Genomic DNA, 25,286 nt, shown 5'->3' with positions numbered 1-25,286 from the left:
TTTGTCGGGAAAGAATCCCGGCATATGCCTGCGAATGCTCAAAGGTTCTCGTACCGGTTCATATCCAGCACACCCTCTTCCACCGGATCGGTTTCGTGTATGTACTGGCTCAGATCGTGGAAATACAGCCAGAACTGCGGATGACTGCGACGAATGCCCCAGCGTTCGACGATCTTGTCGAACCGATTGGCATCCTTGGCATTCTCCATCGCATCGACGAACGCCGGCACCTGCTCGGCCGGTACGTTGAAGATGAAGTTCGGGTAACTGCTGAGCACGCCCGGAGAGATCGTCAATGTGTCGAGGCCCGGTTGATAGCGCAGCGACTCACCGAGCAAAAACGCCACGTTGCTGTGCGCGCGGTTGCGCAGCACGCTGTAGACCTCGCGCTTGCCGCTGGCGGTTTCGACGCGCAGCAAGGTCGCTTCGGGCAACTGGTCGATGACTTTCAACCCTGCGGCCGGTCGCGAGGCCAGACGGCTCAGGGCCTGCTCGGCGTTCTGCAACGCCGGATCGATATTCGGTCGCGAGCAATAAGCGCCGTCGCAGCGATTGATCGGGTCCGGCCGCGCGTTCAGATCACCGTAGCGCGCCAGCAACTGCATGGCGAAATCGTGTTTCGGGTCTTTTTCGTCGAGTTTGAGCGCGGTCGGTTTGTCGTCATCGATGGCCTCGTAATCGAGCCACATCTTGAACTGGCCGCCGTCCTGGTACCAATCGTTGAGGTAATCCTCGCGCGAGTCAGCGGGCATCAGGCGCAGGAAGTTCTGCTCGGCGCCGTTACGGATCAGGTCGAAATACAGACGGGTCTGCGCCTGATGGGAGACGTTGCCGAACACGTCGAAATTGACCGCGAGCTGGTAATAGGTGCGCTCCAGCAGCGGATAATCGAACAGCCACATGGTTTGCGGCACCTCACCGATCAGCCCCTTGGTCACCGAAGCACTGTCGAAATGGCGGAAAATGCTCAGCAAGGCGTTGTCGTTGCCGGCCCACAGCGTCGACCAGCTCGGCGCCGGCAGATCGGCATAGCTGTCGCGGCGCAGTGCCTCGTATTCGTTGCGCTTGTCGCGGTAGTTGCGCCACAGGCTCAGCACGCTGCCGACATCGTCGTTCTGCCCCGGCATCGCCAGCAGCGGCGTAGCCTGGCCACGGTAGTTCGGGTCGGTGATGTAGAGATCATGTTCCGGCGCCTGGAACAGCGCCCAGAAGTTGTCGCGGATCACGTCGGTCGCGATCTGCCCACGGCACACCGGCCCGCGAATGAAGGTGCGGACGAAGTATTCAGCGTTATCGAGCATGAACTGATAGCGCGCCTGCGCCGGAATCGCTTCGAAAGTGGCAAACGGATTGGCACGGCTTTGCGGGCCGTAACCCGGCAGCGCATTGACCTGCCAGTTGCCGTTGTAGAACAGGCTCTTGATCCGCGCCATTTTGGCTGCGCTCAGCGGATAAGTGATGTGCGTCTTGTGCACGATCACCCCCTGCACCGGCCACAAGCGGTAATACACCTGCGTGCCCGGGTCGTCGTTGGGGCGGCGCGTGGCGATCAGGTCGATCGGCTGGCCGCTCGGCGTGCGCGAACGTACCCACTGGAAATAATGCCCCGGCTCGCCGTCCTTGAAATAGATGTGCGCCAGATACCAGTGCTCGAACAGCCAGCGCCCGACCAGACTTTGCCGCGCACCGGGGGCGTTGAGCAGGTTTTCCCACTGCAGGATCTGCATGGCCTCTTTGGCACTCGGCGCCAGGCTCTGCTCGTCAATCGGCGCGCCAGACGCCAGCCAGCGCTGCAGGGTCTGGTATTGCTGGTCGGTTAGGCCAGTGACCGCCAGCGGCATGCCCTCTTTCGGGTGCGCGCCGGCATATCCGTCGAACTCCGCAGGCATTGCGCATAGATTGTTGCGATTGAGCCCTAGAACAATGTCTTCCGGCAGTTTGGCGTTCGGCGTCAGCGGCGTCTTGTGGCCGAGTTCAAGCATGCGTGCCATCAGCGCGGCCTGACTGCCCTGGGCATCGAGCACCGAATAGAAGTCTTTCTGCTGCCAGGCGCGCTTGCCGAACGCGTCGTAAAACAAGCGCGTGGTCGGTGCCGCCTGGGTGCGTTCGCCGTCGTACACCGGCATCTTGCTCGCACCACGGGCGGCGCCTTCGCCACTGCCGAGATTGAGCTGACAGGCCGAGTCATAGCACGCATGGCAGGCTACGCACTTCTCGGTGAAGATCGGTTGGATATCCCGGGTGTAGGAGATGGAAGAAGAAATGGCGGAATCTTGCGCCGCAACGCTCCCGCTCAGGACCAGCAACCATAAACTGATGAAGCGGTGCGGCATGCTGCTGATCTCGATGGTAAAAAAAGGCTGCGATTCTACCGTTTTGACGCTCGTACCAACATGAGCGATATTCATGCAAAAGCTGCACATGCTCCAAAAGCGCACAGGTTTGCTATGATCGCGCTCCTTCGTAATGGCCTTTCCGAGTAGTCCACATGTCCGATCGCAGCGTCCGCCTTCAAGCTCTCAAGCAAGCCCTCAAAGAGCGCATCCTGATTCTCGACGGCGGGATGGGCACGATGATCCAGAGCTACAAGCTCGAAGAGCAGGATTATCGCGGCAAACGCTTCGCGGACTGGCCGAGCGACGTCAAGGGCAACAACGACCTGCTGGTGATCACCCGTCCGGACGTGATCGGCGGCATCGAAAAAGCCTACCTGGACGCCGGCGCCGACATTCTCGAAACCAACACTTTCAACGCCACGCGCATTTCCATGGCCGATTACGGTATGGAAGAGCTGGCGTACGAGTTAAACGTAGAAGGCGCACGTCTGGCGCGCAAGATTGCCGACGCCAAGACCGCCGAAAACCCGGCCAAGCCGCGCTTCGTTGCCGGCGTGCTCGGCCCGACCAGCCGTACCTGCTCACTGTCGCCCGACGTCAACAACCCCGGCTACCGCAACGTCACCTTCGATGAGCTGGTGGAAAACTACACCGAAGCCACCAAAGGCCTGATCGAGGGCGGCGCCGACCTGATCCTGATCGAAACCATTTTCGACACCCTCAACGCCAAAGCGGCGATCTTCGCCGTACAAGGTGTGTTCGAAGAGCTGCACGTCGAATTGCCGATCATGATTTCCGGGACCATCACCGACGCCTCCGGCCGAACCCTGTCGGGGCAGACTACCGAAGCGTTCTGGAACTCGGTAGCGCACGCCAAGCCGATTTCCGTAGGCCTGAACTGTGCCCTCGGCGCCAGCGAACTGCGCCCGTACCTGGAAGAGCTGTCGAACAAGGCCAGCACCCACGTATCCGCGCACCCCAACGCCGGCCTGCCGAACGAGTTCGGCGAGTACGATGAACTGCCCTCGCAAACCGCGAAAGTCATCGAAGAGTTCGCCCAGAGCGGTTTCCTCAACATCGTCGGCGGCTGCTGCGGCACCACGCCGGGGCACATCGAAGCCATCGCCAAAGCCGTGGCCGGTTACGCGCCACGTCAGATTCCGGACATTCCCAAGGCCTGCCGCCTCTCCGGTCTGGAGCCGTTCACCATCGATCGCAGCTCGCTGTTCGTCAACGTCGGCGAGCGCACCAACATCACCGGTTCGGCAAAATTCGCCCGCCTGATCCGTGAAGACAACTACACCGAAGCCCTCGAAGTCGCGCTGCAGCAGGTCGAGGCCGGCGCGCAGATCATCGACATCAACATGGACGAGGGCATGCTCGATTCGAAGAAGGCCATGGTCACCTTCCTCAATCTGATCGCCGGCGAACCGGATATCTCGCGCGTGCCGATCATGATCGACTCGTCGAAATGGGAAGTCATCGAAGCCGGCCTCAAGTGCATTCAGGGCAAGGGCATCGTCAACTCGATCAGCATGAAAGAAGGCGTCGAGCAATTCATCCATCACGCCAAGCTGTGCAAGCGCTACGGCGCTGCGGTGGTGGTGATGGCCTTCGACGAAGCCGGCCAGGCCGACACCGAAGCGCGCAAGAAAGAGATCTGCAAACGCTCCTACGACATTCTGGTCAACGAAGTCGGCTTCCCGCCGGAAGACATCATCTTCGACCCGAACATCTTCGCCGTCGCCACCGGCATCGAAGAACACAACAACTACGCAGTCGATTTCATCAACGCCTGCGCCTACATCCGCGACGAACTGCCGTATGCGCTGAGCTCCGGCGGCGTGTCCAACGTGTCGTTCTCGTTCCGTGGCAACAACCCGGTGCGTGAGGCGATTCACTCGGTGTTCCTGCTCTACGCGATCCGCGCCGGGCTGACCATGGGCATCGTCAACGCCGGTCAACTGGAGATCTACGATCAGATCCCGGTCGAGCTGCGCGACGCGGTCGAAGACGTGATCCTCAATCGCACCCCGGACGGCACCGACGCCCTCCTCGCCATCGCTGACAAGTACAAGGGCGACGGTAGCGTCAAGGAAGCCGAGACCGAAGAGTGGCGTAACTGGGACGTCAACAAACGTCTGGAACATGCGCTGGTCAAGGGCATTACGACGCACATCGTCGAAGACACCGAAGAATCCCGCCAGTCGTTTGCGCGGCCGATCGAAGTGATCGAAGGCCCGCTGATGTCCGGCATGAACATCGTCGGCGACCTGTTCGGCGCCGGCAAAATGTTCCTCCCGCAAGTGGTGAAATCCGCCCGCGTGATGAAGCAGGCCGTGGCGCACTTGATCCCGTTCATCGAACTGGAGAAAGGCGACAAGCCGGAAGCCAAGGGCAAGATCCTCATGGCCACGGTCAAGGGCGACGTGCACGACATCGGCAAGAACATCGTTGGCGTGGTGCTCGGTTGCAACGGCTATGACATCGTCGACCTTGGCGTGATGGTCCCGGCCGAGAAAATCCTGCAGGTCGCCAAAGAAGAAAAGTGCGACATCATCGGCCTCTCCGGCCTGATCACTCCGTCGCTGGATGAAATGGTCCACGTTGCCCGCGAAATGCAGCGTCAGGACTTCCACCTGCCACTGATGATCGGTGGCGCGACCACCTCCAAGGCGCACACTGCGGTGAAGATCGAGCCGAAGTACAGCAACGATGCCGTGGTCTACGTGACCGACGCCTCGCGCGCCGTCGGCGTGGCGACACAATTGTTGTCCAAGGAACTCAAGGCCGGTTTCGTCGAGAAGACCCGCCTGGAATACATCGACGTGCGCGAGCGCACTTCCAATCGCAGCGCCCGCACCGAACGCCTGAGCTATGCCGCCGCCATCGCCAAGAAGCCGCAATTCGACTGGGCCAATTATCAGCCAGTGAAACCGACCTTCACCGGCAGCAAGGTGCTCGACAATATCGATTTGAACGTGCTGGCCGAGTACATCGACTGGACGCCTTTCTTCATTTCCTGGGACCTGGCCGGCAAGTTCCCGCGCATCCTCGAAGATGAAGTGGTCGGTGAGGCCGCCACTGCGCTGTACAAGGACGCCCGGGAAATGCTCACCAAGCTGATCGACGAAAAGCTGATCAGCGCCCGTGCGGTGTTCGGTTTCTGGCCGGCCAATCAGGTCAACGAAGACGACATCGAGCTGTACGACGATAACGGCAAGCCGTTGGCCAAGCTGCATCACTTGCGCCAGCAGATCATCAAGACCGACGGCAAGCCGAACTTCTGCCTCGCCGACTTCGTTGCGCCCAAAGACAGCGAAGTCACCGACTACGTCGGCGGCTTCATTACCACCGCCGGCATCGGCGCCGAAGAAGTGGCCAAGGCTTATCAGGACGCTGGCGACGACTACAACTCGATCATGGTCAAGGCCCTCGCCGACCGCTTGGCCGAGGCCTGCGCCGAATGGCTGCACCAGCAAGTGCGTAAAGAACACTGGGGTTACGCCAAGGATGAAACCCTCGACAACGATGCACTGATCAAAGAGCAATACCGTGGCATCCGCCCCGCTCCCGGCTACCCGGCCTGCCCGGATCACACCGAGAAAGCGGCACTGTTCACCCTGCTCGATCCAGAGGCTACGGAAATGCGCGCCGGGCGCAGTGGCGTGTTCCTCACCGAACACTACGCGATGTTCCCCGCCGCAGCGGTCAGCGGCTGGTACTTCGCCCATCCGCAAGCGCAATACTTTGCGGTGGGCAAGATCGACAAGGATCAGGTGCAAAGCTACACCGCACGCAAGGGACAGGATCTGAGCGTGACCGAGCGTTGGCTGGCGCCGAATCTGGGTTACGACAGCTGAGGCTTGTTGCAAAGCCGATCCGGGAGTTTGCGATTCCCGGATCGGGTCAGCTCCTCAGTCCCGACGCGAGGACGGCCCCGGTTGCGGTGACGCCGGGCGTGTCTGCGAATCCCCCGCAGCGACCCGCGCAAGGTTTACCAGTTCCTGGCGAGACAGCTCCTTGAGTTTGTCGGTGCGTGCCTGCGCCAGCTCGATTTCCAACTGGCTCATCGCTTCCACGTACAGTCTTCGCGAGTCCTCGTCGTTCCACTTGTCTGGATGCGCATCCTCGACTTCTTCCTGACGGTGTGTGGCGCTGCGTTCAAGCTCATCGAAGATGGCGGCGTGTCGGTCGCGCATGTAGCGAATCCAGTAATCGCGGGCAATCAAGTCCTCGAGGAACAGGTCTGACGCTTCGTCGGCCAGCACAGAAGCGCGTGCCTCGCTCAGCAGTTGTCCCTCGATCGGTGTCCTGTACAACATGTGATCCGGTTGCGCAGGCAGCTCTAACCCGTCGGGCCAGCCGCGCGTCATGCCGATTCGGTACTGCAGACGGATTTCGGCCCGATCCTGGAACCTGCCAGCTGCTTCCGCCAGCCTGTCGACCCTTTCCAGTCGGAACAGGCGCCGCGTCAGCTCGACCAACGCCATGCCGCGCTGATCAGGCAGATGGCGTGGGATGTCGCGCAATGCGGTGTATTCATAGACCCGCGTTTCCAGCTCACTGAACGACAGTATTCGGCCATCGGGGCAGGTGCCGTGAGTCGCGGAGTTGAAGAAGAGCAACTCGCGCAACTCCGTGTTTTCGCTTGCCGCTTCTATCACCCGCCATACCCGTTGCGTCAGATCAGCGCCCGACACACTGAAATCGGCAGTGTCGTGCAACATCGACAGCAGGTGAAAGAACGCCTCATGGTTGGGTTCGCGCGCCAATTGCAGCCATAGCGCTTGCCGCGTTTCGCGCGTCTGGGTCCGGGTGTAATTGAGCCAGGTGTTCATTGCCTGCTCATCTACGTCTTGCTGCGGATTGGCGATGATTTCGTCTGCTTCTACGGCTTCATGCCTGTCCACGCGTCCGGCACCGCCGGCATTACTGTCATCGCTATCGCTACTGTCGGAATCAAAAGGCGTATCGGGCTCGCTTTCGGACGTCGTTTCATACTCGGTAATTGCGCGCTCGAGAGAGGCAAACGAATACCCCATGACGCCACGGTTCGCGTTAGCCGCACTGTAGTCCCTGAGCTGTTCCAGACTCTCGAGAGGCAGTCGGTTTCCGCGCAGGTCGGTGCCTGCCACCAGTCGCTCATGGTTGCCATCCAGCAGCGTGTCGGGAAATAGGGAAATACGGTTGCCAAGAAGATTGAGAGTTTGCAAATGCTCCAGTGCCTGTACCCCATCAGGCCAGTGGCTTATCGAATTGAGAGACAGATTCAGGCGCTCGATCCGGGTGAGTGCGCTGGCGTTGAATTGGCTCAGTTGGTTATGACTCAGATCCAGCGAACGCAGGCGATTGCCCATTTGCTGCAAAACGCCAGGCGCTTCAGCAAAATGGTTAATGCGTAGCTCCAGATGCTCCAGCCTGTGCAATGTACCGACAGCCTCCGGTAGCCCCTCCAGATTGTTGGAGTTAAGCACCAGCGTGGTCAGTTCAGGGAAAGCGCTGCAAAAATCATTCAGGCTCTGCAAGGAAAACCCTACCGAAGTCAGGTCGAGCGTTCGTACTTGCGTAAACGCGTTCGACAGAGGCGGCAACTCAACAATGTGCAAGCCGCTGAGGTCGAGCTTGCGACCCGCTTCTTCGGTATGACGGGTCAGTCCATCGACCCAGCAATCACGGATTCTCATCGCCGTGAAGACTCTGTCTTGCGTCGAAACCCTCGCGGCCGCCGGCTTGAAGATCCAACCGTTCAACTGACGCGTCAGCGCCTCGTCACTCTCTCGCCAGTCCTTGATCCGGGCATCAATCTGCGCTTCATCCAACCCTGCGCCGCCCAACCGCGCAATACAGTGCTGGGCCTGTTCCTGGGAAAGGTCCGGATTCAATTCCCGCAACCGCCTGACCAGACCTGCGCTACCTTCAGCCGCAGATGACGCAGTACGCAGTGGTAACAGAAACTCGTGGATCCGGGAAAACGCGGTGCCTGGCACCGAGGTGTTCGCAGCGACCAGGTAGCCGGCCGGCTGACTTTCATAGCTTTTCAATGCACCTCGAGGCAAACCGTTGCTCGCCTCGATACGCCCGCGCGCCGCCGTCAGAGCTGCCTCTGCCTCAGCGCTGAACGGGTTCCCGGTCAGATGGCTCTTGAGCAATACGCTGTCGATGGCAAGAACGCGCTCGGGCAGCGAATCGAGGCTGTTGTCTCGCAGATCCAGCCACTTCAACCCGGACAGATTTTCCGCCCCCGCTGGCCACGTTTGAAGGCTATTGCCACTCAAATCCAGCACTTCGAGCTTCGGCATGGCCGTCACGTCCAGCGCCGTCAAACGGTTGCGCCGCAAGTTCAGAAACTCAAGCGCCTTGAGCTCGGCGAACTGGCTTTGAATTTCCCCCGTAGAGGTGATCTGGTTGCTGGACAGGTCCAGCCGCGTCAGCTGCGCAAAATCCGCCGGTTTCACCGGCAACTCGGTCAATCCGCAGCCAGTGATTTGCAGTGTCCGCACGCCGCTGAACGCTTGCAGAAAAGCCTGAATCTGTCCAGCCGGCACGTTCAACCGATCCAGACGTAAGGTCTGCACATGGGAAAATGTACCGGCCGGCAATGGCACAAGCTCGCTGATGGCCGCGCCATGGTTCAAACCGTCTGTGTCAGACAGCTCGAATACCAGAGAATCGTCCCCCAGGTCGAGCAGGCGATAGCGTTTGCGTACGCTCGCGCGCCAGTTTTCCTCAAGCTCACGCACCACCGCGCTGTTCGGCGGCGACTGCCAGCGCGGCTCGCGTGCAGCGCCACGCAGGCCATCGGACGTCGTCGGTTGATAAAACCGACGGAAGATCCCGGCGTGTTCCAGGCGCAGCAGTTCGATCGCTTTCAACCGGGTTTCCGGGGTATTCCAGACAGTCATGATGTGCTCAGGCAACGGATCGAGAAAGCGGCCTTCACCCGTCAGGAATTTCAGTTCACCGAGGCAGTACTGGCGGACCATCAAGTTCAGGTCCATCAGATGCCCCATGGACCCCGAATAATTTTTGACGTACTCGAATGCAGGTTTGAATGCCTCATGGGAGAAGTTCGACCAATTCAGTGACAGGCCCGCCCACAGTTTTTCATGGCCGGTATAGAGCGCTGGAGGAATGGAAGCGATTGACGTCCGAAACAGATCCAGCCTCTGCAGCTCGGGAAGCGCTTGTACGAATGCTGGCCATTGCGTCATGCCGGGGGCTTCGATCTTGAGTCGTTTCAGGTGTTTGAGCGCGGCCAGTTCCAGTGCCGGCGGGTTCTCGTCAATGAATCCTTGAAAATCGAGTTCAAGGGCTTCGAGCGAGGTCAACATTTTCACCCGCTGAGGGAAATCTGTGGCCATTGCCGGGGCCGAGGTCCTCAGCTTGAGCGTTTTCAATGCAGGCATCCTGGCTAAGCTTGCGGGCAGAGAGGACAGCGACTGCTGGTGCATACCCAAATCAAAATAACTCTCGCGCTCACCCAGCGAGAGTTTTTCCAGGCCGGGAAACAGGGCAAGAAAAGCGTCGGCATTGCCATCAGTAATGCCATCTCCGCGAAGGGATAATTTACGCACGTGGGAAAAGTCTGCTGTCAGCGCGGGCAAAGCATCGTAAGTCACCAGGCGCAGTTGATCCGCATTGGGCACTTCATCGACCAAAAGGGCATTGCGCCAACTGGTTTTAAGCGCTTGCGCGACCAGCAGATTCTGAACAGTACCGGAAGGTTCCCAGGGAGCCATCGCGTTGGTCCCCGCCCACTCGTCCAGTGTTGCCTCAAGTTGTTGCCACTCTTCGCGTCGCGACTGCAACCACCGAAAAATCTCCCGGTTGTTTCTGCCCGCACGCACCTGCTCAAGGATCAATCCACTGGCCTGCTGATCGGTGAGGCCCGGGTAGAGGTCGCGCAGGTCGGCAACCAGATTGCGCTCCAGCCAACCCGCTCTTCCGCTGGCGGGATAGCCGATCAACGCTTCGTTTACCCGTACCGGCGGTCTCATCCACTGCACTGGCTGTTCCAGCAATGCGGCCGCCATGCCGTGGTGCTGGTCAGCGTGGGCGATGATTTTCTTTTGCAGTTCGGCCGACTGACTGACCTCGGGCACCCCCAGGGCGCGCCGCGCGTGATCCGGCAGAGCGTGCATGAGAGAGGCATAAAAGTTGTCGCCGTGGCGTGGCAGGCTGTTGAGCGTTTCGCCTCGGTCGTTGAATGCCTGAAATTGCTGGCCGCTTTTGATCAGGTACTTTCTCTCGAAGGCCGTCTGGCTGCCAATGCTCTCAAGCAACGGACCGCTGTCGCTGCCCTCGCGTATTTCAAGGCGCAAGTTGTCCGGCCAGCCGGGCAACCGTTCAAGCGTGTGCAACGCCAGGCATCGACTGTCCGCCGAGGCAATATTCTCGCTGCGCAGCCCCGCATATGCCCGCACCTGCCGGCTGCGGCGCGCATACCAGCGAGCTTCCTCCAGCATGCGCAGCGGTATGGGACGAGTTGAGCCGAGCCGTTGCAGTTCATCCGGCCGCGCCTGCGCCAGCACTTGCTGTGCAGCTGACTCACTGAGTCCCGGACAGGCGTTCTGCAATTGCCTGACCTGATCGGCGACAGGCTCGGTGCCCTGATAAATACTGTCGTAAATGGCCGATTGGCGGGTTTGGGCATAGGCCGCAATTTGCTTGGCGAGTTCTGCAGGTCTCGCTTCTCGAACCCGCGCACCTTCACCTCCGAGCAGGTGGACGATTTCCGATTCATCCAGTCCGCCCAGAACAAGCTGCGGCAGGTCGCCGCTGAGGACGTCCGCCCGGGAAATCCGGATCGGTGCCTTGCCCCCGACACCCCGCACCCGATATCCGCCGCCATACTTGACGGATCTGCCGGTCAGTTGCGTCCCCTCAAAGACTTCCAGTACGCGATTGGCCGGCCAGCGCGGCATGTCAGTGACCAGTGGCAGGGCATACAGATACTTGTCATCGACCGGCGCCCCACCCTCCAGTTGCTCAATGACTTGCGCGGCTTGTGCATCGGTTTTCAACAAGCGCATGGCCTGAATCAGCTCCGGTGGCGGCACTCCATGGTCGAGGTGCATCTTGCGCAACATATCGTCGCTGACGCCGCTGATATCCATCGCGTTGAGCAGCTCCGTAGCGGATAGCGGCTCGCAGATGTGGCCCATGCGCCGCAACAGCGTCAGACGATCCCATTCCAGAGGACGTTCCAGGGTATGGCGCCACGCTCCATGGCCATTACTTTGCAGAACAGGTTGATAGGCTGCAGGATCGGTCGGGTGCTTGATGCGCCACTGGTTGATCGAGTCGTCGAAGACCTGCTCATACACCTTGTTGTCCTGACGGATCCAGGTTTTGCCATCCACCGCATACTGCCCGGAAGGATTCGGGGTCAGGTGTGCGTCAAGGACAACAGCGGCCTCGTAGCCGCTGAGATCAGGTTTCCACAGGCGGGTTTCGCCATTGGGTAACGTGACCGGACTCAACTGTTCGATGACCGGTACAGCCCTGGCGGCCGAGAACTTCCTTACACCTGCTCCAACACCCGCCATCACGGCAACCTGAGCGAGATTCTCGGCCACGTCGACCAGGTGATCCCTGGCGGCCCTGCGATCACCTTCACTCCACTCGATAGCGCCTTCAAGGGTTTCATACAGCAGTTGTCCCGCCATCACGACCATCATTGTTTCGCCCAGCACAGGCACGAACATAGACACCAGATTCAAGCCCAGCATGCCGATCTGCATCAGATGGGCCAGTTTGGCATCTCGTGCGTTCGCATCGACATCGGCAGTGGGTACCGCGTGGCTTCGCGCGTCGGCCAACACCTTGGCGCGATTCTGCGCATAAAGGTATTGCCACAAGTCCTCGTTGGGCGCCCAAAGCCCCCTGCCCTTGCGTTCGACTGTCGAAGGCGCGATGTACGGATCAACCGCCGGCTCCCACTTGACCGTGCGTTCGGGCGGAATCTGTTCGATGGTGGTGAATGTAGAACCACTGGTAAAACCCTGTACGAAGGCCAGCCAAGGGGAACGCAGAACGTCCCAGGCATCGCCAGGTGAGTCGGCTGCCTTTTGCCTGAACTGGCTGAAATAATAGGGGCGCTGATCATAGGGCAGGAACTGACTGAAAAAACGCTGGTAGGCGGTGGGCTCTGCGCTGGTCTGTTGCGACGCATCACGTGCGGTGAGCAAGCGCTCGAGCTCTTCGCGCATTTGCTCGAACGTGTAGCGCTTGAGCGGATGTTCCGGGTCGTTGGGGATGTAAAGGATCAGTTCATCGGTGTAACGATATTTTTCGCAGATGACGAAAGCCACGCACCCGGTCAGCCTTTTTTTCATCAGGCCGAGGTCCTGGAACCAGACTTGCTTGCGCCCCATCCACGGGTGCATTTCGCCGTCGATGACCGAGAGGATCATCGCGTGATCTGCCGCCTCGATGTCATTGCGCAATAGCGCCTGTTCGGCTGCGGCGCGCATCGCTGCCTTCTGGCTGGCGATGAAGCGTTCGCTGAGCACCGCCTCTGCCACCGCGTCCCCCGGATGAAAAAAACCCTCCAGGTATGTCTGGTATTGCTGGCCGATATCCAGATTGCGGCAAAGGTGCAAAAACTGGCTGACCGTGAGGCCTGTGTCGACGTGCTTGAATGTGTCCACAGCAGGCGTCGCCACAACAAAACCGGAGCTCGAATGATAGGTCCCCTCGCATTCGTCAGCTTCGAAGTTGTGCAGCGAGGCTTCCAGCAGCGTGATCTTGAGAACCTCGAACGAGGCCAATACGGTTCTCTGAATACCCATTTCGACCGGGCGCCGCAGACATAACAGAGTTTTGTCTACATCGATTTCCAGCGCGTATTGGCCCTTCAAGGCTTTGATCAATAACGGCCTGGCGAATGTTTCGACATCCACGAATTTCGCCATGCTTTTGTCGAGACTGTTCTGGGCAATGACACTGGCCTTGAAAGTGTCATCGAGGGTTTTGCGCTGGGCCGGCGTCGCATTCTGATACCAGGCCGGTAACGCGGTCGGAACCGCCTTGAGCGCCTCGCGCCGATGCGGCAAAGCGTTGGTCAACCACTGCGGGATCGATGTCTCGAGAAACTCGCCGTGCAGGCTTTGCGTTGCAATGAGCTTTACTGACCGACCGGGGTCTGCCGGCTGAGCGGTCGACGCAGGCAGCGCCGACACTGGTTTGGGCGGGATAACGTTCATGGTCACTCCTTTTTCATGGAGCGATCAGCAAACCATGTCGCGTTAGTGCTTCTGCGTTATCCGGGTATCGCTCAGAGGAGACGGCCGGGTGTCGCTCAGAGTTGTCCGGGCCGCTTCGATGGCATCCCGGACCCAGCGGATTGGCTATGCTTCAGGAGGATGACTTTTCGCAGAGGGATTTATGGACGATCCAGTCGACAACAAACCGCCGAGTTTCTGGCAGATGCTGCACAGCGTCATGGCGGCGGCGTTCGGGGTTCAGAGCGGCAAGAACCGGGAAAGGGATTTCACCCACGGCAAACCCAGTCACTTTGTGATTCTGGGAGTTTTGTTCACGGCGGTGTTCGGCCTGACGCTGTTTGCCATCGTCAAGCTGGTGCTGTATCTGGCCGGGGTGTGATGGCACTGAACAGGCATCTGCCACAGGTTATCCGGGCCTTGGGAGAACGGCCCGGAGCGCGGATGTTACTGGTGACTGACCCAGAAGACCGCTGTTCCTACTACGAGAATGATCAGGAACAAAATGGCCCACGCGTCGACACTGCTGTCGCTTTTTCTGGCTTTGGTCGGGTTGCTCATTGCATCGCCTCTTGTCGGTTTTATCGGTGATTGCACAAAGACTCGATCACAGTTAAGACGATGATTGTCCGCACGACAAATGTGGATTAGATGACCGGCATTCGCGTTAGGCGATTTGGTTCTTTACATATACTCAAACATCACTTTTGCGCATAACTGCAAACGGGTATATTGCCCCGGCTCCGTGACGGAGTGCGCGGCCGTGCGCGCAGAATTGCAGAGGCAACATCGGACTCCAGCAAGCGAAAACGCAGCGTTTTCCGAGAAGCCCAAGCCTGAGAACAGGACTTATATGTACGTATACGACGAGTACGATCAGCGGATCATCGAGGACCGCGTCAAGCAGTTCCGTGATCAGACCCGACGCTATCTGGCAGGTGAGCTGAGCGAAGAAGAATTCCGCCCCCTGCGCCTGCAAAATGGCCTGTATATCCAGCGTTTCGCGCCGATGTTGCGCGTGGCCGTGCCTTACGGCCAGCTGACTTCGCGTCAGGTGCGCATGATGGCGAAGATCGCCCGCGACTACGACAAGGGCTATGCCCACATCAGTACGCGGCAGAACGTGCAGTTCAACTGGCCGGCGGTTGAAGACATCCCGGACATCCTCGCTGAACTCGCGACCGTGCAGATGCACGCCATTCAGACCAGCGGCAACTGCCTGCGCAACGTCACCACCGACCAGTTTGCCGGCGTCGCCGCCGATGAAGTGATCGACCCGCGTCCATGGTGCGAAATCGTCCGTCAGTGGACCACGTTCCACCCGGAGTTCGCCTACCTGCCGCGCAAATTCAAGATCGCCGTCAACGGTTCGACCAGTGACCGCGCTGCCATTGAAGTCCACGATATCGGTCTGGAACCTGTCCATAACGCTGCTGGCGAGCTGGGCTTCCGCGTGCTGGTTGGCGGCGGCCTCGGTCGTACGCCGGTGGTTGGCGCATTCATCAATGAATTCCTGCCGTGGCAAGACCTGCTGAGCTATCTCGACGCCATCCTGCGGGTGTACAACCGCTACGGCCGTCGCGACAACAAATACAAGGCGCGGATCAAGATCCTCGTCAAGGCGCTCACCCCTGAGGTGTTCGCGCAGAAAGTCGACGCGGAAATGGAGCACCTGCGCGGTGGCCAGACCACGCTGACCGAGGCTGAACTGCATCGCGTCGCCAAGCACTTCGTCGATCCGGACTACAAGACCCTCGACAACCAGACCGCGCAACTGGCCGATCTGGACAAAGAGCATCCGGGTTTCGCCCGCTGGCGCAGCCGCAACACCCTGGCGCACAAAAAACCGGGCTATGTCGCTGTGACGCTGTCGTTGAAGCCGACCGGCGTTGCCCCGGGCGACATTACCGACAAGCAGCTCGACGCCGTCGCCGATCTGGCCGAGCGCTACAGCTTCGGTCAACTGCGCACCTCCCACGAGCAGAACATCATTCTCGCCGATGTCGAGCAGAGCCAGTTGTTCACCCTCTGGGGCGAGTTGCGTGAAAGCGGTTTCGCCACGCCGAACATCGGCCTGCTGACTGACATCATCTGCTGCCCCGGTGGTGACTTCTGCTCGCTGGCCAACGCCAAATCGATCCCGATTGCCGAATCGATCCAGCGCCGTTTCGATGACCTGGATTACCTGTTCGACATTGGCGAACTGGACCTGAACATCTCCGGCTGCATGAACGCCTGCGGTCACCACCACGTTGGCCACATCGGCATCCTCGGTGTGGACAAGAAAGGCGAAGAGTTCTACCAGGTTTCCCTCGGCGGCAGCGCCAGCCGTGATGCGAGCCTGGGCAAGATCCTCGGCCCGTCCTTCGCACAGGAAGCCATGCCTGACGTGATCTCGAAGCTGATCGACGTGTACGTTGAACAACGTACCGAAGACGAGCGCTTCATCGACACTTATCAGCGTATTGGCATCGACCTCTTCAAGGAACGCGTCTATGCAGCGAATCATTAAGAACAACGAAGTCGTCGACGAAACCTGGCACCTGTTGCCGAAGGATTTCAACATCGATGAGATCAGCAACTGCGACGATCTGATCGTTCCTCTGCAGTTGTGGCGCGAGCACAGCCGCATGCTCAAGGCCCGCGACGGCGGTCTGGGCGTGTGGCTGGATGCTGACGAGGAAGCCGAAGAAATCGGTGAAGACGTCGGTGAGTTCCAGGTAATCGCGCTGAATTTCCCGGCGTTCACCGATGGCCGCAGTTACTCCAATGCCCGTCTGCTGCGTGACCGTTATGGTTTCAAAGGCGAGCTGCGCGCGATTGGCGACGTGCTGCGGGACCAGCTGTTCTACATGCACCGCTGTGGCTTCGACGCCTTTGCCATTCGCGCGGATAAAGACCCGTACGAAGCACTGGAAGGTCTCAAGGACTTCTCGGTGACCTACCAGGCCGCCAGTGACGAACCGCTGCCGCTGTTCCGTCGGCGCTAAGCCAGCGGGTTTATTGCGGACACAAAAACGCCGGTCATTGACCGGCGTTTTTTTATGCCTGGTGTTTACCAGAAACGTTGCTGAGTAAGACGACTCCACCAGCTCAACAGCACGCGGTCTACCGAACCGCTGGCGGCCATGCCGATGCGTTCCTGCAGGCTTTTACGCTCGGCGTAGTGCAGGTGATAAACCTCAGCCTGTTTGGCTTTCTGCGCCAGGTATTCATCGCTGGTCTTGAGCTCATCCACCAGTTGGTTTTCCAGCGCAGCGATACCGAGCCACACCTCACCGGTAGCCACTTCATCGATCGCCAGTTGCGGGCGGTACCGCGCCACGAAGTTTTTGAACAAGCGATGAGTGATGTCGAGGTCTTCCTGGAACTTCTCGCGGCCCTTTTCGGTGTTTTCGCCAAACACGGTCAGTGTGCGTTTGTATTCACCTGCGGTCAGCACTTCAAAGTCGATGTCGTGCTTTTTCAGCAGGCGATTGACGTTAGGCAATTGCGCGACCACGCCGATCGAACCGAGGATGGCGAACGGTGCACTGATGATCTTGTCGCCGATGCAGGCCATCATGTAACCGCCGCTGGCCGCGACCTTGTCGATACAAACTGTCAGTGGCACGCCCGCATCACGGATTCGCGCAAGTTGAGAAGACGCCAGACCGTAGCTGTGCACCATGCCGCCGCCACTTTCCAGACGCAGGACTACTTCGTCCTTCGGCGTGGCCAGGGTCAGCAGTGCGGTGATCTCGTGGCGCAGGCTCTCGGTGGCGGAAGCCTTGATATCGCCGTCGAAGTCGAGCACGAACACCCGGGATTTGGTCTCAGGCTTGTTCTTCTGTTTTTTCGCGCTTTTTTCCGTTTTTGCCTCGCCCTTGCGCAATGCCTTGAGCTGATCCTTGTCGAGCAAGGTCTGCTCAAGGCGTTCACGCAGCCCCTTGTAGAAATCGTTGAGCTTGCTGACCTGCAACTGCCCTGCCGATTTGCGCCGGCCCTTGCTGCGCAACGCGGCGAAACTGGCGAGCACCACCAGAATGGCGATCACCAGTGTGACGGTCTTGGCCAGGAAGCTGGCGTATTCGGTGAAAAAAATCCACAGAGACTCCTCAAAGCAATGCGTGACGGTGTATTACACGCGGAATGGCTCCAGCATACCCATGCGTCGGCTCGTCGGCCAGCCGTGAAACCTCTGGCAACACGCCTGTAACGGGCATTTCAAACAAGCGTATGTTTTTTCATTGACAGCCTTACGCCATCCTCATAACCTCGCCTGACCTTCAACGTACCGGGACGACGCGGACGTGGGCAGCATCTACTTGATACGACATGGCCAGGCCTCCTTTGGTGCAGACGATTACGATGTCCTGTCGCCGACCGGTGTGCGTCAGGCAGAAATTCTCGGCCAGCACCTCGCCGACCTTGATATCAGCTTCGATCGTTGCCTTGCCGGTGACCTGCGTCGCCAACAGCACACGGCCACCAGTGCACTGGAGCAATTCAGCGCCAGAGGCCTGCCGGTTCCAGTCCTCGAAACCGATTCCGCCTTCAACGAATTTGACGCCGACGCGGTGATCCGCGCCCTGCTCCCGGCCATGCTGCCGGAAGAGCCGGAAGCCCTCGACATCCTGCGCAACGCCGCGCAGAACCGCGGTGAATTCCAGCGCATCTTCGCCCTGATCGTCGAGCGCTGGCTTGCCGGCACCTACGACACACCCGGACTGGAAAGCTGGCTGGGTTTCGTCGAACGGGTTCAGGCCGGGCTGCACCGCATCCTCGATCTGGCAGAAAAGAACCAGAAAATCGCCGTGTTTACCTCCGGCGGCACCATCACTGCCCTGCTCCACCTGATTACGCAAATGCCTGCCAGACAGGCCTTTGAATTGAACTGGCAAATCGTCAACACCTCGCTCAACCAACTGAAGTTTCGTGGTCGCGAGGTGGCTCTGGCTTCCTTCAACAGTCACGCACACCTGCAACTGCTGAAGGCCCCGGAACTCATCACTTTTCGCTGAGTCCGGCTTACTGTGACCCTGGCTGTAACCACCCAGCTCCCATGACCAAGAAAGGATCGAACCATGACCTCCGTAGCTGATGCCGTAAAAGCAATGCAAGCCAAGTTCAACCCAGCCGCCGCTGCCGGTCTGGATCTGGTCTTCGGTTTCAAAATCACCGACGAAGACAAGCAATACGCACTGATCGTCAAAGACGGCACCTGCAACATTCAGGAAGGCGAAAACCCGGACGCCAACTGCACGCTGGTGCTGGATAGCGAAACCCTGAAAGGTATCGTCAGCGGCGAGACCGACGGCATGCAGGCCTTCATGAGCGGCAAGCTGCGCGTTGAAGGCGACATGATGCTGTCGATGAAACTGTCCGAGCTGTTCCCTGCGTAAGAAGCAGCCTGGTTCAAACAAATCCCGCCCTTTTGGCGGGATTTGTCGTTCATGCAAGGGGATCAGCGCAGGCCTCGGCTTCGCTCTCCGTTCGCGTAGGTACGATCAACCCTCCTGCAACAACCGCGTATCCAGCCCAAACCGCTCTTGCGAAACCATCCTGAACTGACCTTCCGCCAGATCGCAACTCACCAGCAAATTCCACGAGTGTCGGGTGGCCACCGATGGCACCAGAACAAATGGATGTTCAGCCAGCAGTGCGTCGGCAAACTTTCGCTGGTTGGGCGAGGTTTTTATCGGGGTGAGCCAATGCGGATTGGGCACATCTTCCGGTTGCACGATTCTGACGCTGGCGTCGTGGGTGATTTCAAAACAGGTCAATACGTAGGGCTCCTGATCAAGTGCATCGAAGCTGCCATGGGCGGCCACCTCCAGTATCGCCGTGGAGGGGTCGACCGACGCATAAACGACTCTGCGGCCGGGCGTATTCCAGCGACCGCCGTCCCGTTTCGACCCCAGGCCGCTGTCCCAGGTCTCGCTGTACACCTCGCGATCCAGCCGCCACGCGTACCAGCGATCATCCCAGGGCAAGGGATTCATTGATAAACCCCGTATTTGATCTGGTTCAGATACTCCTCCACCATCCTGAAGCCCAACGCATTTCCAACCAGATCGAGCGGCACATAACCGTAGAAGTAAGTGGCGCGTTGCTCCAGCCATGATTCGGCCTTGGCCTGTCGCCCGAACACCTCGATGGCCAGTTCCAGCGCTGCCGCATATTGGTAGGCGATGATGCTCTGCGGCGTGTCCAGGCGCACCGACGCGCCTTCCTTGAGCAGACGTCGCACGGTTCTCACAGATTTGCCGGTGATACGTTTGACCATCTCTCCCTGTTGGTACAGCTCGGAGGTTGCGATCATGTTCACCACATCGAGCAGCTCAAATCCTTCGCTTGTGCAGCGCAGGATGAGCATCGGATCGTCGCCGGTGTCCTGCCCTCGCAACAGCAATTCCAGAGGCTTGCCCTCAAGCCTCTTCAAGCCCGTGAGCCGGGGCACTTTGGCGCTCGGCATGGCAACGTCCTCCGAGGGGCATCTCGCGCGGTCGTCGCGCCAGTAATGGCGAGGCGAGTAAGCAGGCGTATGGCTTTCAATCAGTGGGATTCGCATAGTCCATCCTTTGTCCAGGTCCAGAGCGATCTGTGCGCTCGATGACTTCAATGTCAGGACTGATCCTATAGATCCGGCGTCCGACGACCAACCTGAAAAAGTCGTCAGAAATATCCCCTCATCTGATCAAAACGCTCCTGTTTCCGTAGGACTGAAACGCAATTTTCAGCGGTTCAGTCCATTGCTGCTTTCAAGTTGGGGAGAGGGACTTTTGACTTACAATGCGCCCCACCTTCAGATATCGGCCCTGCCCCATGGACATCGACCTCGCCCGCACTTTCCTCGAAATCGTCCGCCACGGCAGTCTTGCCGCCGCCGCGCAGAAGCTGTTCGTCACACAAACGGCGATCACCGCACGGGTGCAGAAACTCGAAGGCCAGCTGGGCAGTACGCTGTTCGTGCGCAATCGCGCCGGGGCGAAGTTGACGGCCAATGGCGAAGCGTTCGTGGTCTACGCCAATCAACTGGTGCAGACCTGGGAAGCCGCGCGCCGCGACTTGCCGCTGCCCGAGGGTTATCACAACGTTCTGCACATTGGCGGTGAGGTCAGCCTGTGCAACCCGCTGATGCTCAGTTGGGCGGCGGAACTGCGGGAGAAAATCCCCGGCCACGCACTGCGCATGGAAATTCGCGACGGCGAAAATCTTTTGCGTCAGCTCGAACTCGGTGTGCTCGATGCGGCGCTGGTTTATCAACCGGAATACTGGCCGGGATTGCAGGTCGAGCAAGTGCTGGAGGAAAAACTGATTCTGGTGCGCGCGCCCGAGCGTCCGGAGCCTTACGTCTACATCGATTGGGGACCGGACTTTCGTCGTCAGCACGACGCCGCCCTGCCGGAAAAAGCCAAAGCCGCGCTGAGCTTCAACCTTGGCCCACTGGCCCTGCAATACATCCTCGAACATGGTGGCAGCGGTTATTTCCGTACCCGGGTCGTGCGCACTTATCTGGAGACCGGCGCGCTGGAAGCCGTCACCAAAGCCCCGGAATTCGGTTATCCGACCTATCTGGTGTATTCCCGCGATCGCGACTCGGCAGTGCTGCAACAGGCCTTCGATCTGTTGCGCGAGGTGATCCGCACCGATGATGACTGGTCGCAGCGCTGGAACCCGTTGAGCTGACGGGCGGCTTCAGTCCAGAGCATGGCGCTTAAGGCCGCAAGGTTCGCCCTGCACAAGTCAGCGGATCGGCTAATCTGCCGGGTATAACAACAATACCCGCAGGTGAAAGCGTTGAGGCAGACCACCGAGGCATTCCGCAGCCGCTACCGTGCGGCCATTCATCCTTTATACAATCCGTGGTTGCATGGCGCGTTCGTGTTGCTGTTCGGCATTTTCACCGTCGCTGCGTTCTGGCGCACGGTGCATTCAGTGAGCTGGCTGGAATGGCTGACAGTGCCGCTGAGCCTGTTGTTGTTCAACTTCGGCGTGTACATGGTCCATCGTCATCTGGGCCATCGCAAAAAAGCTTTCGCAAAGATGTTCTACGCACGACATGCCGGCGACCATCACAGCTTTTTCACCCCCGGCCATATGACCTACGACAGCGCGCGGGACTGGCGAGTGATTCTGTTTCCAGCCTGGCTGATCGTCATTCATACGCTATTGATCACCCTGCCCCTCTGGTGGCTGCTCGCGCAGGTCAACGCCAATGTCGCCGGGCTGTTTGCCGGGTGCATGGTGCTCGGTTATCTGCTCTATGAGGTATTCCATGCCTGTCAACATCTGCCACCGCAGAATCCGTTGACTTGTTTGCCGTGGATTCGCCAGATGCGCCGTCTGCACGAACTGCATCACCGCCGCGAGCGTATGCAGGAGCGCAATTTCAACATCGTTCTGCCCTTGATGGACTACCTGTTCGGCACGCTGTACCGCGAGCCGGAACCCGCCCCTTTGAGTTATTCAAAAATGCCCATGACGCGCATGCAGCACCAGATCGATATCGCCGGCGAACCGGTCGCCGTGCTGGCTTATGCCGCCAGCGTCAGTCATTGGCCGGACTGGCATCCCTCCTCATTGAAGATTGACGGTCCGCAAGGTCCACTGCATGCCGGTGCACGTTTCGAAGAGGACATCCATGCCGGCGGACGTGCCGGTCACTTGCGCTGGGAGGTTACTGAATATCTGCCGGGCCGGCGCTGGTGCGCACGCGCGCAAAGTGATCAGGGCTTGTCCCTGCGGTTGACTTACGAGTGCTCAGTGGAGGCTGGCGGCACGCGTTTCTCGCGCACGCTGGAATATCGCTTTGACGGTTTGCTCATGCGTCTTGCCAATCGCCTGTTGCTCAAGCGGCGCATCGAGCGGGAATCTGCCGCGTCCATGCTCGCCCTGCGCGACATGGCTGCGCAATTTATCGGCGCGGCGAGGGCCAGCGCGTGAAATTACGTTATGTGCTGTGCCTGCTGATCGTTCTCGTGATCGCCTTCTTGTTGTTGCTGCCGACCAAGGTCGAACCGGTCGCCTGGACGCCGCCACTGGCGCCGTCATTGAAAGACGGCATCTACGCGGACAACCAGCGCCTCAAAGCTGTGGCGAAGGTCGGGCCGAGCGACATTGAAGGGCCTGAGGCGTTGCTACTGGAAGACGAATTCCTCATCACCGGATTGCATGACGGCAGGCTCATCCGTAGCAGCCTCGACGGTACGCAGCGCAAGGTCCTGGCCGACACCGGTGGCCGTCCACTTGGCCTGGCCCGTCATCCGAACGGCATGCTGGTAGTTGCCGATGCGGTCAAAGGCTTGCTGTCGCTGGATGCGCAGGGCCGCGTGATTCCGTTGACCACCGAGGCCAACGGCGTGCCATTTGGATTTACCGATGATGTAGCGGTCGACAAGTCAGGCCACTACGCCTACTTCAGCGATGCCTCGAGCCGTTGGGGCTATGGTCATGACGGCGAGGCGATCATTGAGCACGGCGCCGACGGACGTCTGCTGCGCTACGACTTTCAAACCGGCAAGACCAGCGTCTTGCTCGACAAGTTGCAGTTTGCCAATGGCGTCACTCTTGGTCCGGACGAGGCCTATGTGCTGGTCAACGAGACCGGTGCTTACCGCATCAGTCGCTACTGGCTGAGCGGGCCGAAGGCCGGTACCCATGATGTGTTCATCGACAACTTGCCGGGGCTTCCGGACAACCTCTCGTTCAATGGCAGCAATCGCTTTTGGGTAGCGCTGTATGCGCCGCGCAATGCCTTGCTCGATGGCACCGCTGAACACCCGTTCGTGCGCAAGATGATCGTGCGGGCTTTGACGGTTTTACCCAAGCCTGTCGAAAAGCGTGGGTTTGTGCTGGGACTGGATCTGGACGGCAAGGTGATTGCCAATCTGCAGGACGCGAGCGAAGGCAATTATTCGCCGATTACCACGGTGCGCGAGTATGGGCAGTGGTTGTATTTCGGCTCGTTGAAGGCCATGCATATGGGGCGAATGGGGTTGGATGCGGCGCTTAAGTAAAACAGAAAAATTTTCACCGTATGGACCGACGATATCGCTGGCAAGCCAGCTCCCACAGTGTCCGTGTGAACTCCAAATATGTGTTCACCAGATGAACCTGTGGGAGCTGGCTTGCCAGCGATAGCGGTCTGTCAGTTGCCGGACCGGTCGAACTTGTCCGGATCTTCATCCTCCGGCAGTTCCTTCACGGTTTTTTCCGGATGCGCAGTGGTATGCGCCGGGCTGTTCGGTTCAGGACGGGTAGGAATCGGGTCGAAACCACCCTGCTCTTCACTGGGGAATTTGGGGTCGTTCATATGGCACCTCGCAACGAGTCGATGGTTTGCAGACTCTGCACATTGGAGGTGCCATTGGCCGTAGCCGTTCCCTTCAAAAATGACCACGGGTCGGGGGACTACTGTCCCGTCAGCGGCTGCCCGGCGAGTTGAGCAACGATCTGTTCCTTGACGATCACGCGCTTCTCTTTGAGCTTTTTCAATTCGTCGTCAGTGGGGGCGTCTGACTGGGCGTTCTCGGCTTCGACCACGGCTTTATCCACGTCGAAATATTTGTTGAGCAGCGAATCCAGCTTCGGATCCTCGGAGCGTTTTTGCTCGATCTCTTCCTTCTTGCAGCCCAGGTCCTGATACAGATCATGTGAAACCGGCATGAAACACCTCCATCAATTTGATCGACAACCAGCGCGACCGATGCGCTGACTCATTATCAGCATGGCCTTGCCCGATGACTTCTGTCGACTCCCTGTCAGACCAGCGGTTGCCGTTCGTCGCCCTGTCGTAAATGCGATAAAACCTTTGGCGTCTGCGCTCGCTCCATTGGATAACGCTCACAAAAACCTGCGTGGAGATACCCAATGGACGGATTCAACCTGCGTCATCTCGCTCTGGCTGTTGCACTGTCTGCCGGCATGGGCAGCGCCTTTGCCGCAACCGACAACGACTTTGTCGACAATGCCGCCGCTGGTGGCATCGCCGAAATCGAAACCAGCAAGCTGGCACTGGAAAAAAGCCAGTCAGCCGACATCAAAGCCTTCGCTAACCAAATGATCGCTGATCACACCAAGGCCAATGAAGAGCTGAAGAAGATCGCGACCACCAATGACATCGAAGTCCCTGACGACACCACCCTGGTCAAGCAGGCCAAGGAAAAGATTCTCGACATGCGCGATGAATCCTTCGATGCGGCCTACGCCAACAACCAGGTCAAGGCTCACGAAGAGACCATCGAGCTGTTCAAGAAGCAGGCGAACACCGTGACCGATGACAAGGCCAAGGGCGCTACTGAACTGAAAGCGTTTGCGCAGAAGATGTTGCCAGCGCTGGAAAAACACCTGGCCCACGCCAAAGAGCTGCAAGCCAAACATCCGAGCAAGTAACCGGCCGGCAATAAAAAGGCCGCATCCTTCGATGCGGCCTTTTTGCGTTTCAGCGATCAACCGCCATCGGTGTCAATATCGGCGTCGGTGCTTTCGCCCGGTTCAGGACGGTCAGGGTCAGGCTTGAAGCCGGGGCTGAAGTCGTTGCTGTTGTCGTTGTGATGCTGCTTTTGATCGACCTCGGCAGCCGCGCTGTCCGCCTGCCCTTCTTCAACCGGCGCGGGAGTATTTTGCCCCGGCGTTTGCGGGTCGATGGCCGGGTCGTTGCGGTTAATTGACTCTGAGGACTGATTTTGCTGTTGCGGCGCTTGCTCGTTCATATCCACCTCATTCATAGTCCTGCCTC

18 protein-coding genes are annotated in these 25,286 nt (G+C 59.0%); 10 read left to right on the top strand and 8 right to left on the bottom strand.

Annotated elements, in window-relative coordinates; all coding sequences use genetic code 11:
* Window positions 1–38 precede the first annotated feature (38 nt).
* On the bottom strand, window positions 39–2,333 hold the full coding sequence (locus tag AB4N41_RS20340) for a fatty acid cis/trans isomerase (protein WP_252877995.1): 2,295 nt from the start codon (window positions 2,331–2,333) through the stop codon (window positions 39–41).
* A 155-nt stretch (window positions 2,334–2,488) separates the two neighbouring features.
* On the opposite strand from AB4N41_RS20340, the gene metH reads away from it, so the two are divergent.
* Window positions 2,489–6,199 carry a methionine synthase gene (gene metH / locus AB4N41_RS20335; RefSeq protein ID WP_252877994.1) on the top strand — a complete coding sequence of 1,237 codons (3,711 nt, stop codon included), beginning with the start codon at window positions 2,489–2,491 and terminating at the stop codon, window positions 6,197–6,199.
* Between the two features lie 54 nt (window positions 6,200–6,253).
* Here the strand turns inward: metH and AB4N41_RS20330 are convergent, their stop codons facing one another.
* Window positions 6,254–13,546, bottom strand: coding sequence for an NEL-type E3 ubiquitin ligase domain-containing protein (locus tag AB4N41_RS20330; protein WP_252877993.1), 7,293 nt, complete (start codon window positions 13,544–13,546; stop codon window positions 6,254–6,256).
* A gap of 181 nt (window positions 13,547–13,727) precedes the next feature.
* Here AB4N41_RS20330 and AB4N41_RS20325 point away from each other — a divergent pair, with 181 nt between their 5' ends.
* The 3 genes from AB4N41_RS20325 to AB4N41_RS20315 all read left to right on the top strand — a co-directional run bounded on the left by AB4N41_RS20325 (window position 13,728) and on the right by AB4N41_RS20315 (window position 16,554).
* On the top strand, window positions 13,728–13,946 hold the full coding sequence (locus tag AB4N41_RS20325) for a DUF2970 domain-containing protein (RefSeq protein ID WP_016774481.1): 219 nt from the start codon (window positions 13,728–13,730) through the stop codon (window positions 13,944–13,946).
* Window positions 13,947–14,417: 471 nt separating this feature from the next.
* Window positions 14,418–16,076, top strand: a complete 1,659-nt coding sequence (locus AB4N41_RS20320) for a nitrite/sulfite reductase (protein WP_236168998.1) — start codon at window positions 14,418–14,420, stop codon at window positions 16,074–16,076.
* Window positions 16,060–16,554 carry a DUF934 domain-containing protein gene (locus AB4N41_RS20315; RefSeq protein ID WP_041478697.1) on the top strand — a complete coding sequence of 165 codons (495 nt, stop codon included), beginning with the start codon at window positions 16,060–16,062 and terminating at the stop codon, window positions 16,552–16,554. Before AB4N41_RS20320 ends, AB4N41_RS20315 begins: the two co-directional genes overlap by 17 nt.
* Before the next feature lie 65 nt (window positions 16,555–16,619).
* Here AB4N41_RS20315 and sohB read toward each other — a convergent pair whose 3' ends face one another.
* Window positions 16,620–17,648 (bottom strand): protease SohB, encoded by a 1,029-nt coding sequence (gene sohB, locus AB4N41_RS20310; protein WP_460138416.1) that lies wholly within the window; start codon window positions 17,646–17,648, stop codon window positions 16,620–16,622.
* 208 nt (window positions 17,649–17,856) lie between these two features.
* Between sohB and AB4N41_RS20305 the strand changes: the two genes are divergently transcribed.
* Both AB4N41_RS20305 and AB4N41_RS20300 read left to right on the top strand, forming a co-directional pair.
* Window positions 17,857–18,567: a histidine phosphatase family protein gene (locus AB4N41_RS20305; RefSeq protein WP_252869341.1), complete on the top strand. Its 711-nt coding sequence runs from the start codon at window positions 17,857–17,859 to the stop codon at window positions 18,565–18,567.
* Window positions 18,568–18,630: 63 nt separating this feature from the next.
* The gene (locus AB4N41_RS20300) at window positions 18,631–18,948 is read left to right on the top strand and encodes an SCP2 sterol-binding domain-containing protein (protein ID WP_252877992.1); all 318 of its coding nucleotides are present in this window, start codon (window positions 18,631–18,633) and stop codon (window positions 18,946–18,948) included.
* A 105-nt stretch (window positions 18,949–19,053) separates the two neighbouring features.
* Here the strand turns inward: AB4N41_RS20300 and AB4N41_RS20295 are convergent, their stop codons facing one another.
* Window positions 19,054–19,548 (bottom strand): RES family NAD+ phosphorylase, encoded by a 495-nt coding sequence (locus AB4N41_RS20295; protein ID WP_016774476.1) that lies wholly within the window; start codon window positions 19,546–19,548, stop codon window positions 19,054–19,056.
* Window positions 19,545–20,021: an MbcA/ParS/Xre antitoxin family protein gene (locus tag AB4N41_RS20290; RefSeq protein ID WP_041478690.1), complete on the bottom strand. Its 477-nt coding sequence runs from the start codon at window positions 20,019–20,021 to the stop codon at window positions 19,545–19,547. Before AB4N41_RS20290 ends, AB4N41_RS20295 begins: the two co-directional genes overlap by 4 nt.
* 350 nt (window positions 20,022–20,371) lie before the next feature.
* Here AB4N41_RS20290 and AB4N41_RS20285 point away from each other — a divergent pair, with 350 nt between their 5' ends.
* From AB4N41_RS20285 to AB4N41_RS20275, 3 genes are all read left to right on the top strand, one after another.
* A complete protein-coding gene (locus AB4N41_RS20285) occupies window positions 20,372–21,235 on the top strand; it encodes a LysR family transcriptional regulator (RefSeq protein ID WP_056785192.1) in 864 nt (287 codons plus the stop codon).
* Window positions 21,236–21,346: 111 nt separating this feature from the next.
* Window positions 21,347–22,492, top strand: coding sequence for a sterol desaturase/SRPBCC family protein (locus tag AB4N41_RS20280; protein WP_252877991.1), 1,146 nt, complete (start codon window positions 21,347–21,349; stop codon window positions 22,490–22,492).
* Window positions 22,489–23,565, top strand: a complete 1,077-nt coding sequence (locus AB4N41_RS20275; RefSeq protein ID WP_150635537.1) for an SMP-30/gluconolactonase/LRE family protein — start codon at window positions 22,489–22,491, stop codon at window positions 23,563–23,565. The genes AB4N41_RS20280 and AB4N41_RS20275 overlap by 4 nt, the downstream gene beginning before the upstream one ends.
* 131 nt (window positions 23,566–23,696) lie before the next feature.
* Here the strand turns inward: AB4N41_RS20275 and AB4N41_RS20270 are convergent, their stop codons facing one another.
* Both AB4N41_RS20270 and AB4N41_RS20265 read right to left on the bottom strand, forming a co-directional pair.
* Complete coding sequence (locus tag AB4N41_RS20270) at window positions 23,697–23,861, bottom strand: hypothetical protein (protein ID WP_167351301.1); 165 nt, start codon at window positions 23,859–23,861, stop codon at window positions 23,697–23,699.
* 98 nt (window positions 23,862–23,959) lie between these two features.
* Window positions 23,960–24,214, bottom strand: a complete 255-nt coding sequence (locus AB4N41_RS20265; protein ID WP_041478686.1) for a DUF465 domain-containing protein — start codon at window positions 24,212–24,214, stop codon at window positions 23,960–23,962.
* A gap of 204 nt (window positions 24,215–24,418) precedes the next feature.
* Here AB4N41_RS20265 and AB4N41_RS20260 point away from each other — a divergent pair, with 204 nt between their 5' ends.
* Window positions 24,419–24,940: a DUF4142 domain-containing protein gene (locus AB4N41_RS20260; RefSeq protein WP_056785185.1), complete on the top strand. Its 522-nt coding sequence runs from the start codon at window positions 24,419–24,421 to the stop codon at window positions 24,938–24,940.
* A gap of 56 nt (window positions 24,941–24,996) precedes the next feature.
* Here the strand turns inward: AB4N41_RS20260 and AB4N41_RS20255 are convergent, their stop codons facing one another.
* Window positions 24,997–25,260 (bottom strand): hypothetical protein, encoded by a 264-nt coding sequence (locus AB4N41_RS20255; protein WP_110647015.1) that lies wholly within the window; start codon window positions 25,258–25,260, stop codon window positions 24,997–24,999.
* Window positions 25,261–25,286 lie beyond the last annotated feature (26 nt).

Source organism: Pseudomonas sp. S2_A10 (assembly GCF_054668465.1).
This window is presented reverse-complemented; position numbering and strand designations above follow the sequence as displayed.